Source organism: Chitinophaga varians, from assembly GCF_014529945.1.
Classification (GTDB): domain Bacteria; phylum Bacteroidota; class Bacteroidia; order Chitinophagales; family Chitinophagaceae; genus Chitinophaga; species Chitinophaga varians.
This window is the reverse complement of record NZ_JACVFB010000002.1, coordinates 1,507,495-1,530,757: the sequence shown is the minus strand read 5'-3', so window position 1 is coordinate 1,530,757 and position 23,263 is coordinate 1,507,495. Positions and strand designations below refer to the sequence as shown.

The following is a 23,263-nucleotide window of genomic DNA, read 5'->3' as shown; positions in this document are numbered from 1 at the left end:
CTGTCAGTTACAACTGATATAATGGTTTATATAATCCATCCGACAGCAGCACCACTTCCTGATGCAACGCCTTCAGGGCCGCCACGTTTTCCGGCAAAGTATCCGGAGAGGCGCATAATATCGTATTTACTTTTTCCCACAGGTCAGCCGGCACGCTGGCTGCCTCCTGCAGCTGCTCCGGCACTCGTTTATCGCCCAGCGGATAACGTTCATTGAGGGCAAACAACGCCGCCATGATATTTTTCATCGCTCTGGTCAGACAGCCTACCGTGTTATACACATCCTGCTTCTCCGCAAATCCTGTTGCCTGCCAGCACGTGAAGTCGGCCGACCACAACGATTGCCGGACGATCGTTGCTTTCAACAACGGCGGATAAACCGACACCGTCTTTTTCCACGCGGCCAGCACACCCATAGGATCATACAAAGGCTGACAGATACTGACTTCCGCCAGATAGATGACAGAGGAAAAACCATAAGGCGGCTGTTGCTCAAAATGATTTTCCCATTCTCCCTGCTGCGCTTTGTCAATAGTCTGCTGCACCTGCCGGATATTCCGGTAGAGAAAATCCACCTTTCCTTCTTCCGTTATCATCCATGCGCCACCATTCACCCAGGGGCCCCACTCATAGAAGTCAGTCACCGTAGCGGGACTGACAGCATACTTCTCCACTACCACTTTGATATCATCTATCTTAAATGGTTTATCAACATGGTAATAAATACCGATATCCAGATCAGACAGATCTGATGCCATGCCCGCTGCATAGGAGCCACCGAGCACCACCGCTGCCACGCCTTCCACATTTTGCAGGTCGTCAGCTATTCGGGCTAATAATCGTTGTTTATTTTCCGGTATGCTCATGATGCGGGATTGATCAGCTGACCAGACAGCCAACATTCCACCTGAATGATTTCATTAACCACCGGCGCTTTTTCGAAGAAGCCGGCATCTGCCACCACATCGATTTCGCCACCGAGCGTATCTACGAGCAGGACATAAAATATTTGTCCGGTTAGTTTGTTCTGCCTGCCTTCCACCTGTTTAATGACACCGGTGAAAAAGCCGAATGCTTCAGGAGCAGAGGGCTTACCTTCTTCATCAGAAGAGAACAGTCCGCTTGGAATAAACGACTGCACGGCGAACTTAGGTTCCGCTGTCTGCGCAGCCTCAAAAGCCGCCTCGTTGTCATAACGCTGTACATCCTGCGCAAAGGCTGTCAGCTGTATTTCCGCATCAGCAGGGAAAGAGAAGCTGTCCAGGGTTTTAAAATCAGGCACGTCAAACACAAAAGGATAGAGACCGCTTTGTGGATTTTGGCTTTCTGCCGGTTCAGCCCAGGCATGAAAACCACCGTCCAGCGGGTTCTCCGGCCGACTTACCACAGCAGTCAGGCAAACTTTTCGCCGGCTTTTACCTTTATAATGCGGGTTAGCACCGATACATTCCTGTTGATCATTGAGCTGTATCCAAAGCTCCGCCCCGGACTCATCTGCGTATACCGCGTAAGCCCCATCATTCACTTTGATGATAGTGCTTTCGTGATATGTTTTCTCCAGTAAGTCCTGAAATTCTTCTTCCGTATTTATATCAAAACCGATATCTGAAAAGTTACTCATGGGATGGCCGTTTAAAGGACGGAAGGTACGAAAGCCGGCTACAATCCTGAGACATTTATGCAGAACAAATCAAAAAATATCTGTAAGCCCCCGAAAATATTCGGAGGTAGGTTATCAGATTCTTTCAATGAGCGTTATTGAAATGCCCGTGAAACAATCATCCTGACAACCATCCGGCACATATCCACAATTGGAAATCATACCGTTGTTGTTGGCTTCAAAGTATGTAGTAGCACCCTCTCTTTTCTTCAACCATTCCTGTCGTGCCATTTCATACACTTCATCCAGCGTCATGGATTTAGGCACCTCGGTGTGGGTATTGAGCGTCGTTTCATCTTCTTCCCATGTTTTATCTATAATGATTTGCGGCGGTTGCGTGCTACGATCTCCAAAGTGTCGCGCCACGAAAGAGCGGTGTATTACTTTTCCTGCTTTAACGGTAACGATCATTTCGTTGGCGAAACCGGTCCAGGAACCACTCTCTATCTTATAACGGTAAGAATCGCCGGTAGCGCCTTTAAAATCAAGCCATGTGTTATAGCTGCGCTTAAAATCTCCCTGGTGTTCGATCTTATCTTTTTTACAGGCTACAAACAAGACGCAGGTGAGTAACAGAATAAGGGTGTAAATGTTGTTTTTCATGCGTGTGAATTTACCCGTAGAACGGTATCACGCCGTTAAATGTTACAACATATTATTCTTATCTTGTTCTAAAAATTTTCTAAACTCTTCTTCAGGAATATAGTTTCCTATCTTACGCCAAATGATTTTCCTATTCCATTCATTGCATTGAATCGATAATAATATGCGAACTTCATTATTATATTTCAGTGCCACAACCTGTTCATCGATCCCATGTATTTCCGATGTAAGAAAGTAATAGTTTCCACTTCGTTTGACGTGACCACCGCCGCCAAAATAAGTCATCCCTGTCAGATGATTGTCGATCTTATTAGCCAGCCTGAATGGGAATGGCTGCACCGGTAAGATGGACGGGACATCCACCAGCCTTATCACGTGAGCAACTAAAAAAGTTACCTTCCGTCGTTTTCTTCCGGAATCGGTTGAATAAGTTATTGCAGTAACAGTGCCGTAACAAAGTCTTATCCCTTCTATCTCCTTTCCTGTATCGTAATCGCGTATCCAATTATTCTCTTCCAGATACACCAGCCAAAGGGAGGCCTGTTCCTTCAATCCAGACTTGCTAACCGCTGTAATACCATAGCTGTTATTGATTTTCGGAGTGGTTGTCAGTGCTGTTCCATCTATCTGTTGCCAGTCGCCGTGATAGGGCGTAATGGTGCGGGTGTTCGCTGGTATCATCTGTCTGTGTATTAGGTATAGGTCGACCTAAAAATAACAGAAAAAACTATTGTTGTTACCGTTATTATTTTCCACCATTCCTGATGGCACTTTGCCGATGTCCCAGTCCCCATGTGATCATCGCATCAAATACAGGTTTGATGTCCTGTCCTGATTTTGTCAGCTCATATTCAACAGTGACGGGCAGGGCATCGTGCACCGTCCGGGAGATGATTCCATTTACTTCCAGTTCCTTCAGCTCTTTTGACAACATCCGCGGATTTATTTCCGGGATGAAGCGTTCTATTTCGCTAAAGCGTTTTTTGCCGGTCCTCAGCGCGCCTATTACATGCAGCTTCCATTTGCCGGTCAGTACATTCAGGGCATCATTTAAAGCGAGCATATACTCTTTAGGGCAGTCCTGCGGCGACAGGCGGAAGTCTACCCAGCTATCATACGGCTTTTTCATATGCGGTCTGTTAACGTCTACTATACTTTAGTATAGGGCTATACAAAAGTATAGGACTTACCTTTTTATAGTAAAGCTAGCCTAATTTTATCGCATCAAAAATCAAAAATCTATGCAACAACGAAAGTCGATAGTTAACATCCTGTTGTGGTTGGTGCAATTACTTTTAACCGCGCTGTTTGTTATGTCCGGCGTGATGAAACTGGGATATCCCATCGATAAATTAGCGGCTATGTATCCATGGACAGGACAGGTGCCTGCCGTATATGTGCGTTTGCTGGGCATAGTGGATCTGGCAGGAGGCCTGGGACTACTGTTACCCGCTTTGCTGCGGATCAAACCGATGCTAACCGTATGGGCCGCCATCGGCATCATTGTGCTAATGGTCCTGGCCACGCTGTTTCATATTTCACGGGGAGAAGCTTCCGTGACGGGGTTCAATATGGTGGTGACGTTACTCGCCGGTGTAGTAGTGTGGGGCAGGACGAGGCTGTATCCTGTTTTGCCGAAGGCACAGGGCCGGCAGGCGTAGGTGGGATTGTAGCGGAAGAGGTGTGGCGATTTAATGTTTGCTGAAAAAACTAACTTTAGAGATAAAACGACACTTGTTTTATGAAGATGATCTCCGAGCAGTTTTTTTCCGCATACGAAAAAGCATTTTCCTTCACAACCGTCTATAGGTCGACATTACCGGCTGAAATGCTAACCTTTCCCCCGGATAAAGACGGCGTGATAAGATGGAAAACCATCCCGGGAACACTGAAAAGATCACAATACAACCAGCTTGAACATCAGTTTAATGTAAGATTCCCTGAAAGCTTTATCACATGGCATCAGGCTTATTTCTTTCTGGATGGAGACTGCGCGATAGTCAGATTACCTTATTCAAATCCGCAGGAGCCACTCGGGGAAATCAAGAACCAGCTAGACTGGAGCCTGGCACAGGCGTTAATCTCACAACAGCTGTATCCATTCGCCGAAGATGGGAATGATACAGGCCCATGGGTATTCGACGGACGGACCTCAGCCCTACAAAACGAATTTCCTGTCAGAGTTTATGACCACGACTTTGGTGGGGATGAAGCCGGCCTGAGCGAAGTAATATTCTCCTCCTTTCCTAAAATGATGGAGTGCCTGACACATTACATGCAGGAATTAACAGTTCGCAAACCTTTTAATATACTGCAGGACTTTTTCGGGATTGACCCGGAAGGCGCCGGCAAAACAGGCATTGAATACTGGCACAACCTAATGGAGATGCTTGAGCAAAATGATTGCTGACCAATGTGTACTTTTGCTTCAGTATGACAAGCAACTACGAACCCATCCTGCAGAATGTAGAGAAACATATTCCTCTTTCCGAAGCGGACAAGGTTTTCTTTTGTTCGCTGTTACAGGAACGACGGTACCAGAAAAAAGAATACCTGTTGCGGGAAGGTAACATCTGCCATCAGTTGGCCTTTATCACCAGCGGATGTGTAAAAAGTTATCTGCTGGACCGGAAAGGAAATGAACATATCCTCACCATTGCGATCGCTGATTGGTGGGTAGCTGATTATCAGAGCCTTGTTTTTGACACGCCATCGGAGCTTTTCATCGAAGCCGTGGAGCCCACCACAGCGCTGCTGCTGACAAAAGAAAAACGGAACATGCTATTCGCCCGGATACCTCCGTTTGAACAATATTTCCGGATACTTACCGAACGGGCCTTTGCCGTTAGTCAGCAACGGATAACAGATATCCTGAGCCTTCCGGCAGCTGAGCGATATGAGCAGTTCCTCCGGCGCTATCACCGGATTGCAGGTTCCTTCAGCCAGCAACAGATCGCATCCTTTATTGGTGTAACACCGGCATTTTTCAGCCGCATGCTTAAATCCAAGCGTCCTTCATAAAATTTATTCCGCCACTTGATCCAGGTCAAGTGGCATTTTTTTAGTTATCCCCATCTTTGTTCTGTAAAGCGCTTTACTTCTCTTTCATCATTTAAAATTTCAGCTCATGAACATGCGCCACCTCCGGGTGTCCGTGCTGGCACTCATTTTATTGTTTCTCACCGGAAACATATTTGCAAAAGATCCAAACGACAAGACAAACATGAAAAAACAAGCGCTTCTCATCATCGACGTACAACAGGATTACTTTAAAGGCGGAAAAATGGAGCTGTCCGGTCCCGACGCCGCGGCGGCCAATATCAGCCAGATACTGAAAAAATGTCGCCAGGAAGGTATTCCTGTCATCTATATTAAACATCAGGCAGATGCCGGCTTTCTGGTCACCCATACCCCTGGCGCAGAGATACATTCCTCCGTACAGCCGGTGGCAAATGAAAAAATCATCACCAAACATTATCCGAATAGTTTCCGGGAAACGGAGCTGCTGAAATACCTGCAGCAGATCGGCACTACCGATCTGATCATCACCGGTATGATGACCCACGCCTGCGTTGACGCCACCACGCGGGCCGCCAAAGACTTCGGGTTCCATTGCACCGTGGTAGCCGACGCCTGTGCCACGAGAGACCTGAAAGTAAATCAACAGACAGTGCCGGCAGCAGAAGTGCAGCGCTCCCTGATGGCCGCACTGGCCTTCTTTTATGCCGATATCATCAATACACAACAGTATTTGCAGTAATCATGCTATAAAAAATAAGAAGCATTACATGGGCGTAATGCTTCTTATTTTTTTTATCTTTATAAGGTAATTTACTGCAATGGCTTCCCCTGAAATGACAAACGAAGATCTTTTCGCACCAATTGAGAAACGCCCTAAAGCCACCAATGCATCCATTCGGCATATGTTTGGCGGCATCGATAAAGTATTGATTAAAGAAGATGGCGTCTATAACGGAAAAGCCATATCTGACAAGGTATTACTTTGTTTAACACAACCCGAAGTTATCAGCAGACTTAATCAACTGCTTGAAATTAATGAAGCCATGACCGGTTTCTATTGTATGTGCCTTGGCTCTTATGCTATTGAGCTCCATGCACATGATACCATGAAACACATAATAGGACTGCATCATGGCACCTCTATTCGTTATGACGGGTGGAACGGCGATGCTGAACTGTCGAAAAACGAAGAGTTATTGGTTTTTCTTTCGGAACAAGGGCTTTCCCAACCATTGGAAGCGCATGTACAACAAAAGAAAAGTATGGAAGCCAATCAAATAGCCCAAAGAAACTGGCTGGAAATTGCGCCTAAAACATTCCGGAAATATTGGGACCAGATCAGTAACATGGACGCCGACTACCTTCCTACACTTATTCAGGACCTGCATACCGAAATGCCTGACCAACAACAACTGATTATTGTATTACTTCAGACATTTGGCAAAACGGATAAATACTGGAGCGCTTATCCGCACTATGAATCTGTGCCGGACGATATCCTGAAAATATTCGATGTAAGAGATATCATCCGGGCTTATATACAATCAGACAGGAATTACAAAACAAGAAGAGGGCTGGGCAGATTCCTCTGTTCCCATGATTTTAAGAAGAACAGGAAAAAATTCATTCAAGAAATTCCATTAGAGGTGATTAGCGATCTCGAAAAATGCTTTGATCACATAGGAGAGACCAGAGGTATCAATGAAATGTTTAGCCTAAGAAGGGAGAAAGAAAAAGCATAACAGCAGTATCAGATGCTATATTTTTCATCACTAATTAAACTCTTCTTTTTCCCTTACACGATTTGCGGCCTGCTTACATCCTCGCAGCCATTTTATTGATCTGATCTTTCCAATGTCCCTCTGGCAGCTGCTTGTATACGCCTGATTCAATTAATTGCACCCGGGCATCAGCACTAAAAAAAGGATGCGAGAAAAGTACCGTCAATAGCTGTTGACGGAGAACATTTCCTTCTTTCACCACATCTAACATCGTTCTAAGTCCGTCGGGATTGCTCAGCACATAAAAAACATACATGTCCACAAAAAACTCCACCAGGTATTTCTTTTTTCGGATAACGCGGGCCGGCCTGTTAAAATAAGCTTCGATGCGATCATTCCGGGTAGTGCCATAGTAGGTGGACGCTAGTGCATCCGGATCATCATCCCAACTTTTAACGAAAAATAATGGCAAGCTCTCTTCCAGCAGGCGGAAAAATTCATTTCTCTTATGGTGATAAAGATCAAAAAAAGCCTGTGGTTGTGAAAAGATGTCTGCCAGCAATACCGGCCCACCTGTTCCGGGCACGTCGTACGTTACAGGTGTCCTGTGAGGCAACATCCATTGCAGCGTATCCAGCACCAGTGCCTTGCTCACGGATAAATGTTCCTTACTGAAGTCCGCCGGTTTATGACTGATAAAATTATCGAATAGGGTTGTTATGATCGCAGGGAGATCGATTGGTGTTCCTTTGTATAAAAAACCGTTATTGTCTAAAGAGAAACGTTCTATATAATCTTCCGAACAGGGATGAAAAAACAGCAGAAAGCGGAACAACCTTGCCAACTGTGCTGCGTCGTGATGCTGCTGGAAAATAATTTGCTTCAGGCAAAATAACTTCAGCCGCTGGTTGACCACCTGATTCTTTTTCCGGTACCGGAATATGTTCAACAGTATTTCTATCAGAAAAACATAGTCTTCCGTGGCCTCATCCCCGGTAAGGGCGGTGGCCTCTTCATATCGTTCAGGCGTAATAAACTCATCAACGGCTATTTCGGGAGCATCTCCAAAACACAGTCCGAATGCGCCCTGGTGCCGTTTATTAACAAACAGTCCATCGGCTGACAACAGCTCTCCGCCCTGACCAACTGCTCTTCTGTCGCGCCAGGAGAGTAATTCTATGATATTGACCTTCATATCGTATTTTTACTTACACTTGATTTCCTTCACTTTTTTCCACTTCCCCTTTTCTTTTTTGAACACTTCTATTTTCTGTATCTTCTTATTAAAGTCTTCCATCCTGTCTACGCCAATACCATATGCGCCACGTTCATTGCTCTTTACCAGGATTTTGTCAGTATGTTTACTTTCTCCACCCACCATCTCTTCATAATCCAGCGTATCGGTGGCCAGGAAGTCTTTTACACTATCATCTGTATGGAAAACCACTTTATAATCAGATTTTTTGGCGGTGTCAAAAGTATCTCCAATCGACACCCATTTAGCGCCTCTGGAATTATTGGGGCCTCGTACCAATCCTTTGTTGTCGATGGTCAGGTCTTTTTCGCCTTCGCTCATGGTACGGATCACCTCCTGGATCAGCCCAAACACGTCCACGAACACATTCGGATCTGATACGTAACTGTATAGCAGCATGCCGCCTTTCAGTCGCGACGGGTCCTGGCTGAGATACATGCCTTCTTCCGGACTGTAGTACCGGAAGCGGTTGTAGTACAATCCGGTTTCGGTGTCTTCGTACTGCCCCGGATACCGGAATGGTATCAGCGAGCGGTCGCCTGCTAACTTACGTACCTTACCATAAATATCCAACTCACCCGTCCAAACCTTTTCGCCCGTTTCATCATATGCTTCGCAGGGAGTGCCCAGGTGATCGGTGATGATGGAATATTGTTTGCCCTGGCTTATTCTGGCCATCGGCGCAAATGTTCCCTCTTCAAATACCCAGGAGACAAGGGTTTCGGCGGGCACCGGCTCCGGATGGCTCTGTTGCAGGTCCCCCAGTTCGTTGACGGTCACTTCCGGTCTGTCTTTAGCAGGGTACCGCCATTCATGCAGGGGCACATTGGCATCCCACACGAAGCGGGTCAACTGGTTGTTGTACTGTTTCTCGGTACGGCGTCCTACCGCATCATAGCGGAACTCCACGATTTTTCCATCAGGACGGACCACCTTTTTAAGCTGGCCGTTGCCATACCATTCGTAGGTCCATATAGTGCCTGCAGCGATTATTTTCTGCAGCAGGTTACCTTCCTCATCATAGGTGAAGCGGGCCTTATCAGATGCCAGCAGCTGGCCACCGTGGCTGTATTTACGGTCCTTGCGGGATGGCGTGCGGTACAGGTTCCCCACCTTATCAGGCAAACGGTAATCATATTGCCCATCTTCATATTGCGCCCATGCCAGTTTACCCAGATCATCGTAGCTAAACCTGACCGTGCCCTTGCTGATGCCATTGATCAGCTGTACCAGACGCCGGTTGGCGTCCCAGCGGTAATGTCTCTTGTAAGTATTGTCTTCTCTCGCAGTGACGTGGTGGCTTTCCGGCATGCCGGCCTTGTCGTAGGTCCAGCTGCTTTTTACGCCGCCCGGCAGGCTACGTTCTATCTCCAGCCCCAACAGGTTTCGCTGAAACTGAGCCGTCCAGGGCGTATCTGCGCCGGCGGCAACGGCTTGTATAGCAGCTACCTCACCGGTTCCGTTGCGTTGCAGCCTGATATCAGCACCCAGGCTGCTTTTCAGGCCGGTACGACGACCATCACGGTCGTACACGCTTGTAACAGTATAGCCATCCTGCCATTCCTGCAACACTCTTCCCATCGTATCCCGCTGCCATTTTACCGTGCTGTGGTCATTGGCGGCCTCTATCAGTTGCCCACTACGGTCAAAGCTATACGATTGCCAGGTACCATCGCTATGGGCAGCATAGGTCAGTCTTCCGTTGTAATTATATTGATATTCGGTCCAGCGGTTACCGGGGCGGTACACCTTCATCACCTTGCCGGTCTCATCTCGCTGGTACCGGCGCACCTGCCCGTCGAATCCGGTCTCCTGGATAATATCCCCTCTGCCATCGCGGGCAAACTGATACATCTCTCCCTGTTCGTTTACAAGGCCGGTCAGCTGTTCTTCCCTGTTATATACAAAATGAATTTTGGCACCGTGTTCTTCCCGCATTTTAAGGCTGCCCAGCGGGGTATATCCAAATTTTACCTGGTGATGTTTATCTTGTATCTGTACCACCTCTTCATAGGCATTGTATTGCAGCTGAATGAAGTTACCATCCTGCAATTCCACTTCAGTAGCCCTTCCCAAAGCATCATAACGGAACTGCTGCCGTTGTCCGAGTGGGTTGGCTGATTGCAGCACTTTTCCCCAGGCATCATACTGCCAGCGGGTGCTGCCTCCATCCGGCAGTGTTAGTACAGAGAGGTTACCATCCTCATCATATTCCATGCTGGTCATACGTCCCTGCTCATCTTCAATTTTACTTAGCCGGTTCTGTGCGTTGTAGCGAAAGATAGAGATACGGCCGTCTGCTTCCGTGATGGTATGCAGCAGCCCTTTATGTTGTTCTTTACTATAGTAGATATAGGTGCGGCTGTTACCCTGCGGATCTGTCACCAGGGTGATGCGGTCTTCACTATCATAACAAAAACTGGTGCTGCTGCCATCCGGCTGGACCAGACTGGTACAGTTGCCCCGCTCATCATACGTATAGCCATTTACGTTAGCGGCTTCATCGATCTCCCGATATATTTCAAAATCTTCGGTGTACTCCCAAAAGCAGGAATAGCCCAGCGGATCTTTTATCTGGTGAACGACAAAATCGGGTGAATAGTAGTAGGTAGTGGTTTGTCCCTGGGAATTGGTGACCAGGTTATAACCTTCTTTGGGATAATAGGCGATCCGTCCTTCCAGCAGCCCACCATCTCCCCAGGTGTGCGTACAACGGCCTTTGTTGTCATATTCCCAATAGAATGCCTGCCCGTTACGGTCTGTTTTAGCGATCATCTTATGTTGATGATAGCGGATATGAGTGGTTTGTCCGAGTGCGTCCGTCAGCTCACAGAGGTCGCCTGTATCATTGTAGGCGTACTGTACAAGCAGCTGCTGTTCTCCCCGATGTTTGATGGTAACAGCCAGCATACGTCCTTTTTCATCATTGTCGATATGCAAATGGCGCCCTACGCTGTCTATTACCCGCAACAAGTGTCCCTGGCTGTTGTAGTGGAAACTGATCATAAAGCCGGCCTCGTCTGAAATAGCGTATAGTCTGTACTGTGAGTCCAGGGGATGCAGCTTGCGAAAGCGATAGTACAACCGGGCGTTGTGGTCCAGGAGCTCGTATTCGTCTGTCGCTGTACGGGTAAGGGTACGTTTCTCATGGCGGTTATAGTCGCTGTTGCCGGTATAAGGCAGCTGCTCAAACACGGCACTGCGGCCATCTCCCAGCAGTACTACTGTCGCTTTTTCCTGGGCGAACTCCTGCACGCGCAGATCGTAGCTGAAGTGGGTGCCGTGCCCCAGCAGTCCATCAAAGTCACTGTCGCTGTTCCAGGAGCGTTCCCACTGCAGCGGGATAGGCCCTGTCAGCTCAAAATCGGTGCCGTCATAGATCACGATGCCCTGCACCAGGTCTACCGGCTCAAAGCCTTTTTTACACAGGAACTTACTCAGTTTATTACTGCCCAGCTTCCCTTTCAGGACGTGATTGAATTTAGTCAGCGCTTTTTTACCCACCTTTCCTACTCCTTTCATGAGTGCCCCAAAACCGAAAGACATCAACAGGTTCAGTAGCACACCGGCCCAATCGGGCACGTAAGGACCTCCTACCATCACGGGCTTGCCAAAGGACAAGGGGATTGAGTAAGAAGTAGGCAGGTACATACTGGGAATAGGTCTCAGCTTCTTGCCAGGCTGCAGCGACAAAGGCAGGCCGATGTCATTGCAGGTCATCAGCATATGACCGGATGGGCTCATCAGGTTACCTTCCACTTTCACCTTTTTGCTGCCGAAGAAGTTCACAGAGTCATGCGCAATCATGGGAGCCAACAGGAAAGGCCCTCCCATGGGAATATGGAAGAGGATAATCATCATGCCGCTGGTATCACTCTTACCCCGCGGTACATGATTCACCTTGGTAGTGGCGCCAATAAAGGGGACATAATCCATCGGGTCTACCACCAGACCGATATATGGATGAGGCAATGGCACAGGAAAGCCAAACAAAATAACGATATGGATATCCAGCCCAATAACCGGGGTAAAATGTTTATTACTGACCAACATGGTTAATAAGGTTAACTATCAGGTTTTTCTATATGGGAAAATCGGACGTTGTATCATCCAAATATAATCATAAAATCATACAACAAAACAGGTAAAATGCAATTGTTTATTTTCTTCTGTTGATCTTCCATCTGAATAACAATTCCAGTTGCACGGCAGTCTTCATATTCATGCCCATGGAGTCTTTGGCCGTATGTAATACGGGAACGACCGTACGGGCGGCCGCCTGCCATCTGGCGTGATCGTAATAGATTTCACCGGTAATACGTCCCTGGAATTTGCTGATGCTATTCCAGATCTTGCTTTTGTCGCCGGTGGTGGATGTTCGGGTGTGTACACCTGTGGTGTCGTGAGACTGCACTACTTCATGGATGGAAGCCGTCTGTCCGTAATATCCCTGCACGCCTGCGCTACCGAAGAAATTACCGGCAATCCGGTGATGATAAGCCAGGGAAGCACTATAGCCGTATGTCTGCAGGATGGTGCGGGTCATCCAGTCATCGCTCCCCGATAGGTTGTTATTATAATAGTAGGGCTCATTTTTGTACAGCTGTGTGGCCATGACATTCAGGTCCAGGCTCAGGGCAGCGTTGTTCCAGGTCCGTTGCATTCTTACACCGGGAATTACGACGCTGTATAGCCGGGAATTCCCATCAGGTCCTTTGTAATAGGCCGGACTGCTGACCACCGGCAGCGGCACGCTCCACTGCGCCATCAGCTGCCAATATCCCGGTACATGCGATCTGGCACGAGGCATGCGATACCCGGCGAGGCGGTCCATCGTTTCGCGGCTCACTTTCAGCGGCTGACCAGCCTTGTGAAGCGGAAGCGGTTGCAGGATCAGTCGGCCAGACAACTCGGGTTTTAGCATGGCGGCTGTTTCGGGGAGAGGATTGTCTGTCCGACCTACTACTGCAATATTATTCTCTTCCGGACTGTCTGCGGGCGGCCTTGTATTGTTTACATCGGCCGGCTGCTGTTGCCCGGAGGTTAAAGGACCTTTCTGTTGGTTAACTGGTTTCGTGCCTTTTCCGGAGGCGGTGCGATGCCTGGCCTGGTTATTTCCTGCGACAGTGGCGTTAGCCTGTTTCCCTGTGGCATTGGCGTAAAAGGGCGTATTACCGGCAGCGGGAGTGGCGCGTCCCGCACCTGTCGTTTTGGGGACCATAGGTGTTTTCGCCGTGATAGCGCTGTTAGTAGCAGCTGACACGGCATTACCGGTATTCGTACCAGTTGGCATATTTGTAGCTGACGTACCGGCAATGGGCCCTATTGTGGCGCCCGTACCGGCAGCGGTTGTATTTTCCGTATGGGCGCCGGTGCGTGTTTGGATGCCCGACGTACCGGCGGCAGTCACCACCGGTGTATTGATATTATGGACGTTCAGGGTGGTGTCTGGCTTTGCGCCCGTGTTAACATGATCTGCCATGGAATCTGTTGACCGGGCGGTACTATCTTTTGTTGTAATGGGATTAATCTCAGTCTCCGGCGTTGGTATGGGCGCAGGGCGGTTTATCCGGTGTACACTGTATAGTACAACACCGGTCACAAACAGCGCAGCGACCGCATACTTAATAACGGGCAACATTTTAGCGATGATACCCGTTGAGTTGGGTGCGGTATGCCCGCCGGTCTGGTGTGTTACAGGCATCACTTCATGCAGGCGCTGCTCCATGAGCTTCCAGCTATCGTCAGCGGAAGGTATGGGAATCGGGACATGGTCGTCGTCCCGGAAGTGTTTATGCAGGTTACTTTCACTCACTCAGGTATCATTTAAGGTAATATTGCTCCAATATCGGTTTCAGTTTACTTCGTGTTTCACTCAGGTGCCATTTCACTGTTCCCTGGCTCTGTTGCAGCATTTCAGCAATGTCTTTCACCGGGAATCCTTCCAGATAGAACAACGAGCATACAGCCCTGGTAGATGGCGGCAACGCATCGAGCAGTTTATAAATATCTTCCCAGGCAAACTTGCTCAGAATATTATTTTGCGTTGCCACCATCTCTTCGTCAATTTCATTATGGGATGGCCATTTACGGCTCTTTATTTTATCGAGTGCAGTATTTCTGACAACGGTATATACCCAGTTAAAGAATTCGCCCTTTGCTGCGTCATATTTATCCAGTTGTGTAAATACCCGTAGCATACCATCATTCAATACTTCTACCGCTTCTTCCTGCTGGTGGAAGAATTTCCTGCACAATAGGAATAGTGCCGGATAGAACTTCCGGTATAGTTTTTCCTGGCTCCGTCTGTTATTGGTCAGGCACTCACGTATCAATTGCTGTAAATCTTCCAAAGGGCAATCCGTTACAGTAGCAAAAGTGGGTTATCAAAACGGCAAAAGTTGCCGTAGACTATTAGTCATACAGCAACTATTGTTTTCATGATCGGTCCTGCGCGCAAATACAGAACTGAAAACTTCTTTCTAACATGATAGCATATACGTAATCAGGCTATCTCCTTCCGGAGCTGTCCGGACGAGGGTGCCATGGCGTGTCTACCGGATGCCTGGGGCTATCCACCGGAATCTTTGGGCTGTCTACGGGCCAATGCGGTTTGGTGGTGTCTCCCGGATGGGGGATTGAATCGTGGCGGGTCGTATCGATGGGATGACCAGCAGAATCGAGGCCGAGCTTCGCTGCTTTTTCGGCGGCCAGTTCCTGACGGGCCACTTCAGTCATATCTTTTTTGCAACCGATCACGCAGCAAATACCAAGTAGGACTGCTAAAAAATAAAGGGGAAGATATCTCATAGAAATGTTTGTTTACAAGAGTAAACGGCTGCCATCATCGGAGAGGTTGGGTAAGGAAGCAATAAATTTAAAGGTAGATAAGTTCAGTCCATCAAATCTACGGTCAACACGTGTCTGGATAGCATCGTCGCTTATCCCAGTTTGTAAATAAACTCTTCTATTTCCGCCTGGCGGGCATTGGCGAAACCTTTGTCTGATCCGACTTTTACAAAACCGCATTTCTCCAATACCCGCTGCGAGCCTATATTGTCAAATGCTACCCGGCCGACAATAGGTCTGGCATGTTCGAGGGTTAAAAAATGTTGCAGTGCTTTGGTGGCCACACCTTTTCCCCAGAATTTCTTATCAATCCAATAGGTGATTTCTGCGTCGCCCCCTATTTCAAACTTGGCAATGCTTCCGACAATAACATCATCCACTATGATGGTGCAGTTATTTATCGTGGGGTCACCGAGATGTTTGGTGTATTTCTGAATATAGGCAGGCTTGTCTGTCGGGTCTTTTGAAGTAAAAGCAGCTAAGTGGTTGGCTTCTTCATCGAGCTGAAAAATAAAGAAAACCTCTAAATCGGCCACTACGGTTTTTCGCAATGTGATTTGATGATCGTTTACCATCCTTTTGATTTGAATTTTGTGGGGGGATAATTTAAAACAGTTAACTCGTTCTTCACTGACATTTACCATTTCGTTGCTGTAAGATACTATAAAAAAAGAGAAATACTAACAACAGCAGCTTTAGATTTTATGCAGCGCACCACGAATATTGACCCATTCACCGCACATATTGATTGCTACCTCACGCTCTCCGCTTTCTGTTCTTTCTTGTGTCAAAATAGAAAACCAATCACTTTTAAACCATCCTCCATTGTCCAATAATTTAACCACCAAATTCAAAAATAAAATCATGAAAAAAGTATTATTAGCCATCGTATTTTTCGCCGCCAGCATGGGCGCTTACGCTACAGGAACAAAAGTCAAAGAGGCAGCCCCGAAAGTAGTAGCATTCAATATTAACAACGCAAAAACAATTGAAAAAAACAATCAGACCGCAAGCTTTTCAGAGTGCTTCGGCTTCCGCGACGGATGCGGCAGCATTCTGCTGGTGTATATGTCCGGTGGCACTTCCATACAAAGGTACCGTGCTGCGCTGAGGTTCGCAGAAAGCCAGATGGATTCCAACGGATGTTTCTAATTAACCGATAGCATATGAGAGGATGGTTTCTCTTGTATCACCTAGTGAAAGCAATGGCATAACACCTGGTGGTGTTATGCCATTACCAAAGGGAGACTGGCAGCAAAGTGTTTTTATTGCTGCCAGTCTTTTTTAAGCTTTATGCCTGACAAGCACCATCGTTGTAGCTCTGGATGATACCTGGGTCATTAGTACCGTTAAGGTTTTCCAGTACATACTGGTACACCGGCAGCTGGTGTGCGCATCCCGCGCCGGGTTTTACCAACGAATACTTTGATGAATCAATCTGATAACCACCGGCAACCTGAACATAGATATTAGCCCCGTTTTTCCAAATGACCGGAAGACCAGGAACGATGTCCGGCACATTATGTATCCGGTGATTTTCCCCTACACTGCTGTTATAGGTGTCAGCGAAGGTGGCGTCACCTGATATCGGGGAGGCGTAAGTATATACGCACAGGTCCATGCCTTTGCCCAGGCCTACAGAGGCTGCAGCAGCATAATAGGTAGCCAGCGAAGCTCCCAGGCTGTGACCAGACACGACTGTCCGCACACTCTGGGCATCCGGCATGATGGATGACGGATCGGCTGCCACGATATTTAACAGGATGGGTATAATCTGTAACGTTGAATCGGGGGGCGATACGATCAAACCTGATTCATACAAATCATAAAAGCCAGACGGGACCTGCGCCCCGTTGTTAAACTCATTAAAAGTTGTAGGTACGAACCAGGCATCCGCGATCGCCTCCAATCCATTCTCCGTACCACGGATGGCTACCACATAGTCTTTAGTACGCTTGTTTTGCGCGATAAAACCGTAGTAAACCTGATCCTGGTTTCCGGGAATGATATAGTCATTCATCTGTATGTTGTACAACAGATAATAGTTTGTCAAAAAGTCTTTATCGACCAATGACTGGAACTCCTTATCGTCCAGGATATCCTGATACGCCTGTAATGTAGGGTTAAGTTGAGTAGCTGCATCGTTATTTTGTACAGCCTGTTTGTAAAGAATGTCTGCCAGGTTAGTAATTTTTGCATACTGAACAGCTTCAGACAAGGAGACAGATGTGGACTTGATTTGAGCTTCCATGGAATAATGGTTTGAGGGTGAAAAATTGAATGATTATTGAGGGGAATAAAATTCACTGCATCCCTATTAGGGATCCTAATTTAGTACAATTTTTAATTTTTCCAACTTTATAATTCTTCCATGAGAGACAAAAAATCACCCAGACAAGTTTAACACCCTTCTTTCTAAAACCAATGGCGTGTTTTAAAACCTGGTCTATTCCCGAAAACGCAATTCAGATGGGAAGCACCGCGGATGTGCTCTCTTATTATCCGGGCTTCAGTTATTTGTTTTAGCCAGTATCATTTTCATGGAATCAGCTCCCAGTACTCCGGTCAACGTTACCTTTCCGGAAGCATCAAGTGAGGATAAGGCACCCGTAAAGACAGGTTTTCCCGTTGGTGCATACCATTTTATTTCCACCTGGCTACCCTTCTTCTTATAAACCCCGTACCATCTTCTTTGTACGGTATTAAATTCAAAGACACATCCATTCTTAATATCAAAATACACCCGGGTAAGTATACTATCCTCGCAACTGGTACGACTGCGCTGCTGCTGATTGATCGTTATCTGTTTCACGTCATATTTACCCATCAGCAGGGGATCCCGGTCCGGCTTTTCCCGCATCGCTATTTGCAGCAGGGGTATATAAATAACAGAAAGGCGGACCGCCATTTTTATATACCGGGAAAGAGGCAACGAAGGCAACTGATCTTTTGCGGCGAAAAAGAACTCCTTCAACCGGTCAAACTCTATGAACAGGAAATACAAAACGCCAGCCATCATGATGGAAGCGTGAATAACCACTGTGATACCGATTTGATAAAAAATATCCATCAGCAGGATATTGGCCAGTACCGGCAACAGCACAAAAGCACCGACCAGCCTCGTTCTCCTGAACAGCAGCAGCATAGCACCTGCTATCTGGCACCCGGCAATAATACAGCCCATCGGGTAAGAGTGGCTGAAAAAAGTCCAGAACAGGTCCTGAGATGAAAAACTACTGTAAGGCAGATCCAGCTTACTTCGTGATACGACAAACTGAAAATGAAAGAGCTTTTCCCATCCAAAAGTGGCCAGGTCAAAGGCAACACCATAACGTAGAAGTCCCTGCCAGAAAGCCAGCGTAGCCGGATTATTCGTTTTTCTGACGCTCCAGATAACAGCATAAATAATCGCAGTCAGCAGTAATAAGGAGGGAATGATCGTCATCATCCTGACAGGCAGCCATGCTCTAAAAAAAGTAAAGCTTATACGCAGGGTAGTCGCTCCAATGACCAATCCGGCCAGCGCACAGGTAATGAATTTTTTGGGGAAAGAAATCTGTTGCATGCAACGGTATGTTGGTTGATAAGTTTGATCACCGATACAAGATGCCTAAAAATGCATTTTCCATAGTTTATCCTGCCGCCTTCTCCACAGTATTATATTCCTGCTGCAGCTCATTCATGACTACCGATGGTGTAAACAAGGTATCCTTTTTTACTTTCTCCTCCTGCAAATGTGCATACCCCCAATGGATAATTTTTTCAATAACAGGAATCAGGTCCTGACCGTCTGCCGTCAGCCTATATTCCACTTTCGGCGGAACAGAGAGAAAAGACTGTTTCGACACGATCCCTTTCTCTTCAAAAAATTTAAGGTTTTCCGTTAACACCTTTTCACTCAGGTTGGGCAAGGCATCTTTTAGGGTATTAAAACGCAGGGCTCCCTTCCGCAGCTGCCAGAGGATACCCATTTGCCATTTTCCACCAATGTACTGAAGCGCATGTTGTACCGGACAACCGGCCAACGTTTCCTTTGAAGCCATGTTATATCCTTTAATTACCCTAAGGTAAGTTAATTACCTGAAGGTTTATTTCATCTAACGAACAGGAATATGTAGTTTCTTTACAGTGCAACAGCCCCATAAACAGCAGCTAAAAAACCCCTTATACAGAATCAATTGAAAATCAAAATCAATTACCATGACTAAGACATTATGGATCCTTCCTATTCTCCTTTTGATACATTTATTTTCCTATGGCCAGTCCAGCGACGAAAAGGAAATCAGGCGGCTGGAGCAACAGGAAGTGGCGGCCATACAACAAGCCGACACCGTTACGCTGCTAAAGCTCTGGTCGAAGGATTTCGTTGTTAACAATCCCTATGGCCAGATTGTGACGTTGCCGCAAATATTGGGTTTTATACGGGCCGGCAAAATAGATTATACCACATTCGAAAGAATAACAGAGCGGGTCACCATTGTAGATAACGTTGCCATCGCCATGGGCAGGGAAATAGTCACCCCGGAGAAAGCCACCGAATATGCAGGCAAAAAGGTAACGAGGCAGTATACCGATGTCTGGATGAAAACCAAAGCCGGGTGGCGGGAGATCGCCAGGCAGGCCACCATTGTAAATATTGACGGAATGCAGTCTCAGCAATAAAAAAATGTCTACCCCTGCTGACATAAGGTTGTCACTACCGGTATCTTTCTTTGCCGTACTAAAAACATTTTATAATGAATTTTTCTTCGGCCAGAATTATCACCGCTGACATCAAACGCCTCGTGCAGTTTTATGAACATATTACCGGAACGCCCATGACCTGGTACACCGATGATTTCGCTGAACTGCGTACCCCTTTAGCCGCTCTTGCTATCGGAAGCACCAGGACGCTCGCATTTTTCGGAGGAGACGAGGTGGCAAAAGTCGCCACCAATCGCGCTGTTATCATTGAGTTCAGGGTAGAGGACGTCGACAAAAGCTACGAAGCATTAGCTGCGTTCCTGCAGGATGTAGTGGTACAAAAACCCACCACCATGCCCTGGGGAAACCGGTCATTGTTATTCCGGGACCCGGACGGCAACCTGATCAACTTTTTTACGCCTGTGACTTCAGACGCAAAGAAAAGGACAGAAACAGCCGCGTAATACCCCTACTGTACTCATCAAAAGGAGCTCCTGGTAAAATGCCGGAAGCTCCTTTTCGCACTTGTACCGGCGGCATTTCCCCGTGACCATCCCGGATTTCTTTTGAAATAATTACTTAACTTTAGGTTATATATTTTCCAATCCCCATTGGCTGTCTACCCAAAGCCAGAACCTGTTAAAGCCCCAACTACAAACAAGGTTTGACTGTCATGTTTAAAAATTAAAACCTTACATTATGCCTAAGTATGTTATCGAACGCGAGATCCCTGGTGCCGGTAAATTATCAGGAGACCAACTGAAAGCAATTTCCCAAACCTCCTGCGGCGTCCTGAGAAATATGGGACCGGAGATTCAATGGGTACATAGTTACGTGACCGGCGATAAAATCTATTGTGTTTATATCGCCCCTAATGAAGAAATGGTCCGTGAGCACGCAAATAAAGGAGGTTTTCCGGCCAACTCCATCAATGAGGTAGTTACCATTATTGATCCTACCACGGCGGAGTAAGACATACAGACATTTTTAAATCGCTTCAGTGTCCCGGTAAATAGCGATATTTACCGGCTATTATTCCCGTACCTCGTTGTCAAATGATATTATGATAGATTTATCTCATGCAGAGAATCAAATTCGCTGTGTCACCAATTTTCAGGACCTTGTTGCTACGCCATTTAATGGCAATGTGAACGCAATGTGCTGGTCCCGTGAACTAACAGGCGATTTCTCCGAGATTGTAAAAAAGGTAGCGCTAAGCGGAAATATAACGGTCATTGATCAGGCGGAACTTCGTGCACTTCAGTTGAGTGAACAAGGGGAACTGGCCCGTGATATTCTTTTAAATGACCTGAAGACATTGGAAGATCATGGCGCCTCGCCCGTCCTGAATGTGATCACCCACTATGACCGCGACGATAGCTACCCGTTTTTTCCCACTGATGTTTATTCTTTTCACGTAGATCGTTCTCCCATACCCACCAATACCTTTTTATGCACCTACTACGGCGCATCGAGCGAAATATTGCCCAATGCACAAGGCGAACAGAAAGTACTTATTCCGGAAATCCGTGCTGAACTTCGAAAATTATATGATGGCGCAGAGGAAGGCTTTGAAGCATTTTTAAGTGAACATTGCTTTGATCTGCACTATCAGGCTAAACCGGATGCACATCCCATACGCCTGGGCCTTGGCAACTTATGGAGGCTGGCGGTTGATCATCCGGAAAGCCAGGTCCTTCCCTGTCTTCATCGTGCACCGGAAGAAAATCCAGGGGAAAGCAGGTTGTTGTTGATTTGCTGAGATCCTTATGTCGAATTAAAAACCCGCTCTTACAAGCGGGCTTACAATTTTTTTTTACGGGCACTCCGGCAGATTCAATAAATTATTAGACATGTGTCCGTCGGCTGTTGTTTTGAGATATTTTCGGTTGTTATGTAGTGCAACAATAACATCTACAGGCCGGCCATTGACATTGACATAAAACTCGTTGGTCCGCTTTTCGATTGACTGGATTGCTTCTGCCTCTGTCAGTTTCCAACGGTTTCCGTTGCTCACCCCTCCAATGTGGGATATTCTCTCATGTGTGTCGTAGTGATTACCACGTTTGTTGATGCAGGTAACTTGATATCTGGTCATAAATCATATTTTAGATGACCTGCAAAATGAAATTTCCGGGATTAAATAATTTACGGCAAACCGTAACCCGGGTAAGGATGGGTAATCCAACCCAGTCTGCCGCCATTCAGTCCACTGTGAAACAACCGGTAGTTAATCTCTCGAGAGAATTAACGTAAACCTTCTTTTAAGCCGCAAGAATGGCTTTTCAAAAAAATGATATGACAGCACAGCGATCATTACCGTTATAACGAAAGCAATTATAAAACCCACATCGTTTCGCCATTCATACACGTCCATCCATTTACTGAGAGCCTCCAATTCCTTCCTATATATTTGGTAAACAAACCAGAACACCGTGATATGGAAAACATACATACCATAAGATATACGGCCGAGGTAGGCCAAAGTCCATGGCATAAACTTTTCTCCGGCGCCATAAAAAGACAAAAAGAAAAGGATCACCCCTGTAAGAATCAGTCCCCAACCACTAACTGCCTGCCAGATTACTGAAAGATGTGGAGCGTCGGCATGTACTTCACAAACAATCGATGCAAGCAACCAACAAACTACCGCCGCTATGAACATTGCCATTCGTGCCATGACAGGCCACTTGGGCGGCGCCCCCTTCAGGTAAAGGGAAAAGAGGATACCTGCTGCAAAGAATTGAAATTGCACAAAGCTATTTGTCCATTCACCGCTAAAGCCCTCCGTAGGCCTTTGTGCGTAATAGATGACAGTTGCATACGCCAGGAACAGCGCCAGATAGGAAAAAATGAGCAACCCCCGTTTGCCTGTAAAAAAAATAACCAGCGGAAGCAAAATGTATAGTTGTTCTTCGACAGAAATACTCCAAAGCGGATTAATAGGATAAGACCCCAGCCACCCATTAAATGTAATATACCAGTTGCCGGAAAACAAACTAAATGCCAGCTGGGTCCCGGAAGAAATTTGTCCAAACTTATCCGAAAACTGTGTGACCAGCACCATTCCAAAAAAGAAAGTGAAATACAATGGCCAAATACGTAGTATTCGTCGTATATAAAATGATTTAACGTTAATGGTCCCCATTAACTCCAGCTCTTTCGTAAGCAATGCTGTAATTAAAAAAGCGCTAAGAAAAAAGAAAAGCGGAACCCCGAAAACACCAACCAGGCTAAGATGATAGCCCCAATAATATGCCGCCGGATCGATTGGTGCCAGATCCATTCTATGCGTAAAAAACACAAAAAGAAATGCGCAAAAACGAAGGACATCCAGTTCTGGCTTATAATACCTTGTCATTATCATTACTCCATTAAGCCACCAAAGCTACTTTCCATCCTGCGATAAAAGGGTATTCACTTGTTGCAGATCAGGGGTTAAAATGTTGCGATACCAGGCCGGCAGTGATAA

The 23,263-nt window shown here is 46.6% G+C and carries 27 protein-coding genes; 10 read left to right on the top strand and 17 right to left on the bottom strand.

Going from position 1 to position 23,263, the window contains the following annotated elements; genetic code table 11:
- Positions 1-7: 7 nt before the first annotated feature.
- The 5 genes from ICL55_RS14150 to ICL55_RS14130 all read right to left on the bottom strand — a co-directional run bounded on the left by ICL55_RS14150 (position 8) and on the right by ICL55_RS14130 (position 3,391).
- The gene (locus ICL55_RS14150; RefSeq protein ID WP_188098149.1) at positions 8-865 is read right to left on the bottom strand and encodes a nucleotidyltransferase domain-containing protein; all 858 of its coding nucleotides are present in this window, start codon (positions 863-865) and stop codon (positions 8-10) included.
- Positions 862-1,620 carry a hypothetical protein gene (locus ICL55_RS14145; protein WP_188098146.1) on the bottom strand — a complete coding sequence of 253 codons (759 nt, stop codon included), beginning with the start codon at positions 1,618-1,620 and terminating at the stop codon, positions 862-864. The genes ICL55_RS14150 and ICL55_RS14145 overlap by 4 nt, the downstream gene beginning before the upstream one ends.
- Before the next feature lie 114 nt (positions 1,621-1,734).
- On the bottom strand, positions 1,735-2,262 hold the full coding sequence (locus ICL55_RS14140; protein ID WP_188098144.1) for a hypothetical protein: 528 nt from the start codon (positions 2,260-2,262) through the stop codon (positions 1,735-1,737).
- A gap of 42 nt (positions 2,263-2,304) precedes the next feature.
- Entirely contained in the window at positions 2,305-2,943 is a 639-nt protein-coding gene (locus ICL55_RS14135) for a hypothetical protein (RefSeq protein WP_188098142.1), read from the bottom strand.
- 64 nt (positions 2,944-3,007) lie between these two features.
- Entirely contained in the window at positions 3,008-3,391 is a 384-nt protein-coding gene (locus tag ICL55_RS14130) for a winged helix-turn-helix transcriptional regulator (protein ID WP_188098139.1), read from the bottom strand.
- Between the two features lie 112 nt (positions 3,392-3,503).
- Between ICL55_RS14130 and ICL55_RS14125 the strand changes: the two genes are divergently transcribed.
- The 5 genes from ICL55_RS14125 (at position 3,504) to ICL55_RS14105 (ending at position 7,025) form a co-directional block, all read left to right on the top strand.
- On the top strand, positions 3,504-3,923 hold the full coding sequence (locus ICL55_RS14125) for a DoxX family protein (protein WP_188098137.1): 420 nt from the start codon (positions 3,504-3,506) through the stop codon (positions 3,921-3,923).
- A gap of 80 nt (positions 3,924-4,003) precedes the next feature.
- Positions 4,004-4,672 (top strand): SMI1/KNR4 family protein, encoded by a 669-nt coding sequence (locus ICL55_RS14120; protein ID WP_188098134.1) that lies wholly within the window; start codon positions 4,004-4,006, stop codon positions 4,670-4,672.
- A 23-nt stretch (positions 4,673-4,695) separates the two neighbouring features.
- Positions 4,696-5,283: a Crp/Fnr family transcriptional regulator gene (locus ICL55_RS14115; RefSeq protein WP_188098131.1), complete on the top strand. Its 588-nt coding sequence runs from the start codon at positions 4,696-4,698 to the stop codon at positions 5,281-5,283.
- A gap of 106 nt (positions 5,284-5,389) precedes the next feature.
- Positions 5,390-6,022 (top strand): cysteine hydrolase family protein, encoded by a 633-nt coding sequence (locus ICL55_RS14110; protein WP_223151426.1) that lies wholly within the window; start codon positions 5,390-5,392, stop codon positions 6,020-6,022.
- Between the two features lie 79 nt (positions 6,023-6,101).
- On the top strand, positions 6,102-7,025 hold the full coding sequence (locus tag ICL55_RS14105) for a hypothetical protein (protein WP_188098128.1): 924 nt from the start codon (positions 6,102-6,104) through the stop codon (positions 7,023-7,025).
- Between the two features lie 73 nt (positions 7,026-7,098).
- On the opposite strand, the gene ICL55_RS14100 is transcribed toward ICL55_RS14105, so the two are convergent.
- The 7 genes from ICL55_RS14100 to ICL55_RS14070 form a co-directional block, all read right to left on the bottom strand.
- Entirely contained in the window at positions 7,099-8,199 is a 1,101-nt protein-coding gene (locus tag ICL55_RS14100) for a hypothetical protein (RefSeq protein WP_188098125.1), read from the bottom strand.
- Between the two features lie 9 nt (positions 8,200-8,208).
- Positions 8,209-12,312 (bottom strand): DUF6531 domain-containing protein, encoded by a 4,104-nt coding sequence (locus tag ICL55_RS14095; RefSeq protein ID WP_188098122.1) that lies wholly within the window; start codon positions 12,310-12,312, stop codon positions 8,209-8,211.
- Between the two features lie 106 nt (positions 12,313-12,418).
- Positions 12,419-14,074 (bottom strand): hypothetical protein, encoded by a 1,656-nt coding sequence (locus tag ICL55_RS14090; protein ID WP_188098120.1) that lies wholly within the window; start codon positions 14,072-14,074, stop codon positions 12,419-12,421.
- Positions 14,075-14,081: 7 nt separating this feature from the next.
- On the bottom strand, positions 14,082-14,612 hold the full coding sequence (locus tag ICL55_RS14085) for an RNA polymerase sigma factor (RefSeq protein ID WP_188098119.1): 531 nt from the start codon (positions 14,610-14,612) through the stop codon (positions 14,082-14,084).
- Between the two features lie 157 nt (positions 14,613-14,769).
- Positions 14,770-15,069, bottom strand: a complete 300-nt coding sequence (locus ICL55_RS14080; protein ID WP_188098117.1) for a hypothetical protein — start codon at positions 15,067-15,069, stop codon at positions 14,770-14,772.
- A 131-nt stretch (positions 15,070-15,200) separates the two neighbouring features.
- Positions 15,201-15,752 (bottom strand): GNAT family N-acetyltransferase, encoded by a 552-nt coding sequence (locus ICL55_RS14075; RefSeq protein WP_246496276.1) that lies wholly within the window; start codon positions 15,750-15,752, stop codon positions 15,201-15,203.
- Positions 15,753-15,803: 51 nt separating this feature from the next.
- Complete coding sequence (locus ICL55_RS14070) at positions 15,804-15,974, bottom strand: hypothetical protein (RefSeq protein WP_188098115.1); 171 nt, start codon at positions 15,972-15,974, stop codon at positions 15,804-15,806.
- Between ICL55_RS14070 and ICL55_RS14065 the strand changes: the two genes are divergently transcribed.
- Entirely contained in the window at positions 15,973-16,260 is a 288-nt protein-coding gene (locus tag ICL55_RS14065) for a hypothetical protein (RefSeq protein ID WP_188098113.1), read from the top strand. The two genes, ICL55_RS14070 and ICL55_RS14065, sit on opposite strands and share 2 nt — an antisense overlap.
- A gap of 139 nt (positions 16,261-16,399) precedes the next feature.
- On the opposite strand, the gene ICL55_RS14060 is transcribed toward ICL55_RS14065, so the two are convergent.
- The 3 genes from ICL55_RS14060 to ICL55_RS14050 form a co-directional block, all read right to left on the bottom strand.
- Positions 16,400-17,359 carry a lipase family protein gene (locus tag ICL55_RS14060; RefSeq protein ID WP_188098111.1) on the bottom strand — a complete coding sequence of 320 codons (960 nt, stop codon included), beginning with the start codon at positions 17,357-17,359 and terminating at the stop codon, positions 16,400-16,402.
- Positions 17,360-17,617: 258 nt separating this feature from the next.
- Positions 17,618-18,673: a hypothetical protein gene (locus ICL55_RS14055; RefSeq protein WP_188098108.1), complete on the bottom strand. Its 1,056-nt coding sequence runs from the start codon at positions 18,671-18,673 to the stop codon at positions 17,618-17,620.
- Positions 18,674-18,740: 67 nt separating this feature from the next.
- Positions 18,741-19,151: a winged helix-turn-helix transcriptional regulator gene (locus tag ICL55_RS14050; protein WP_188098106.1), complete on the bottom strand. Its 411-nt coding sequence runs from the start codon at positions 19,149-19,151 to the stop codon at positions 18,741-18,743.
- A 157-nt stretch (positions 19,152-19,308) separates the two neighbouring features.
- On the opposite strand from ICL55_RS14050, the gene ICL55_RS14045 reads away from it, so the two are divergent.
- The 4 genes from ICL55_RS14045 to ICL55_RS14030 all read left to right on the top strand — a co-directional run bounded on the left by ICL55_RS14045 (position 19,309) and on the right by ICL55_RS14030 (position 21,553).
- Positions 19,309-19,770 (top strand): nuclear transport factor 2 family protein, encoded by a 462-nt coding sequence (locus ICL55_RS14045; RefSeq protein ID WP_188098104.1) that lies wholly within the window; start codon positions 19,309-19,311, stop codon positions 19,768-19,770.
- Positions 19,771-19,844: 74 nt separating this feature from the next.
- Positions 19,845-20,255 carry a VOC family protein gene (locus ICL55_RS14040; protein WP_188098102.1) on the top strand — a complete coding sequence of 137 codons (411 nt, stop codon included), beginning with the start codon at positions 19,845-19,847 and terminating at the stop codon, positions 20,253-20,255.
- Positions 20,256-20,490: 235 nt separating this feature from the next.
- The gene (locus ICL55_RS14035; RefSeq protein ID WP_188098100.1) at positions 20,491-20,763 is read left to right on the top strand and encodes a DUF4242 domain-containing protein; all 273 of its coding nucleotides are present in this window, start codon (positions 20,491-20,493) and stop codon (positions 20,761-20,763) included.
- A 91-nt stretch (positions 20,764-20,854) separates the two neighbouring features.
- Positions 20,855-21,553 (top strand): DUF1826 domain-containing protein, encoded by a 699-nt coding sequence (locus ICL55_RS14030; protein WP_188098097.1) that lies wholly within the window; start codon positions 20,855-20,857, stop codon positions 21,551-21,553.
- A gap of 54 nt (positions 21,554-21,607) precedes the next feature.
- On the opposite strand, the gene ICL55_RS14025 is transcribed toward ICL55_RS14030, so the two are convergent.
- Together ICL55_RS14025 and ICL55_RS14020 are read right to left on the bottom strand one after the other, a co-directional pair.
- The gene (locus ICL55_RS14025; RefSeq protein WP_188098095.1) at positions 21,608-21,889 is read right to left on the bottom strand and encodes a DUF3892 domain-containing protein; all 282 of its coding nucleotides are present in this window, start codon (positions 21,887-21,889) and stop codon (positions 21,608-21,610) included.
- Positions 21,890-22,021: 132 nt separating this feature from the next.
- Positions 22,022-23,152: an acyltransferase family protein gene (locus ICL55_RS14020; protein WP_188098093.1), complete on the bottom strand. Its 1,131-nt coding sequence runs from the start codon at positions 23,150-23,152 to the stop codon at positions 22,022-22,024.
- Between the last annotated feature and the right edge of the window lie 111 nt (positions 23,153-23,263).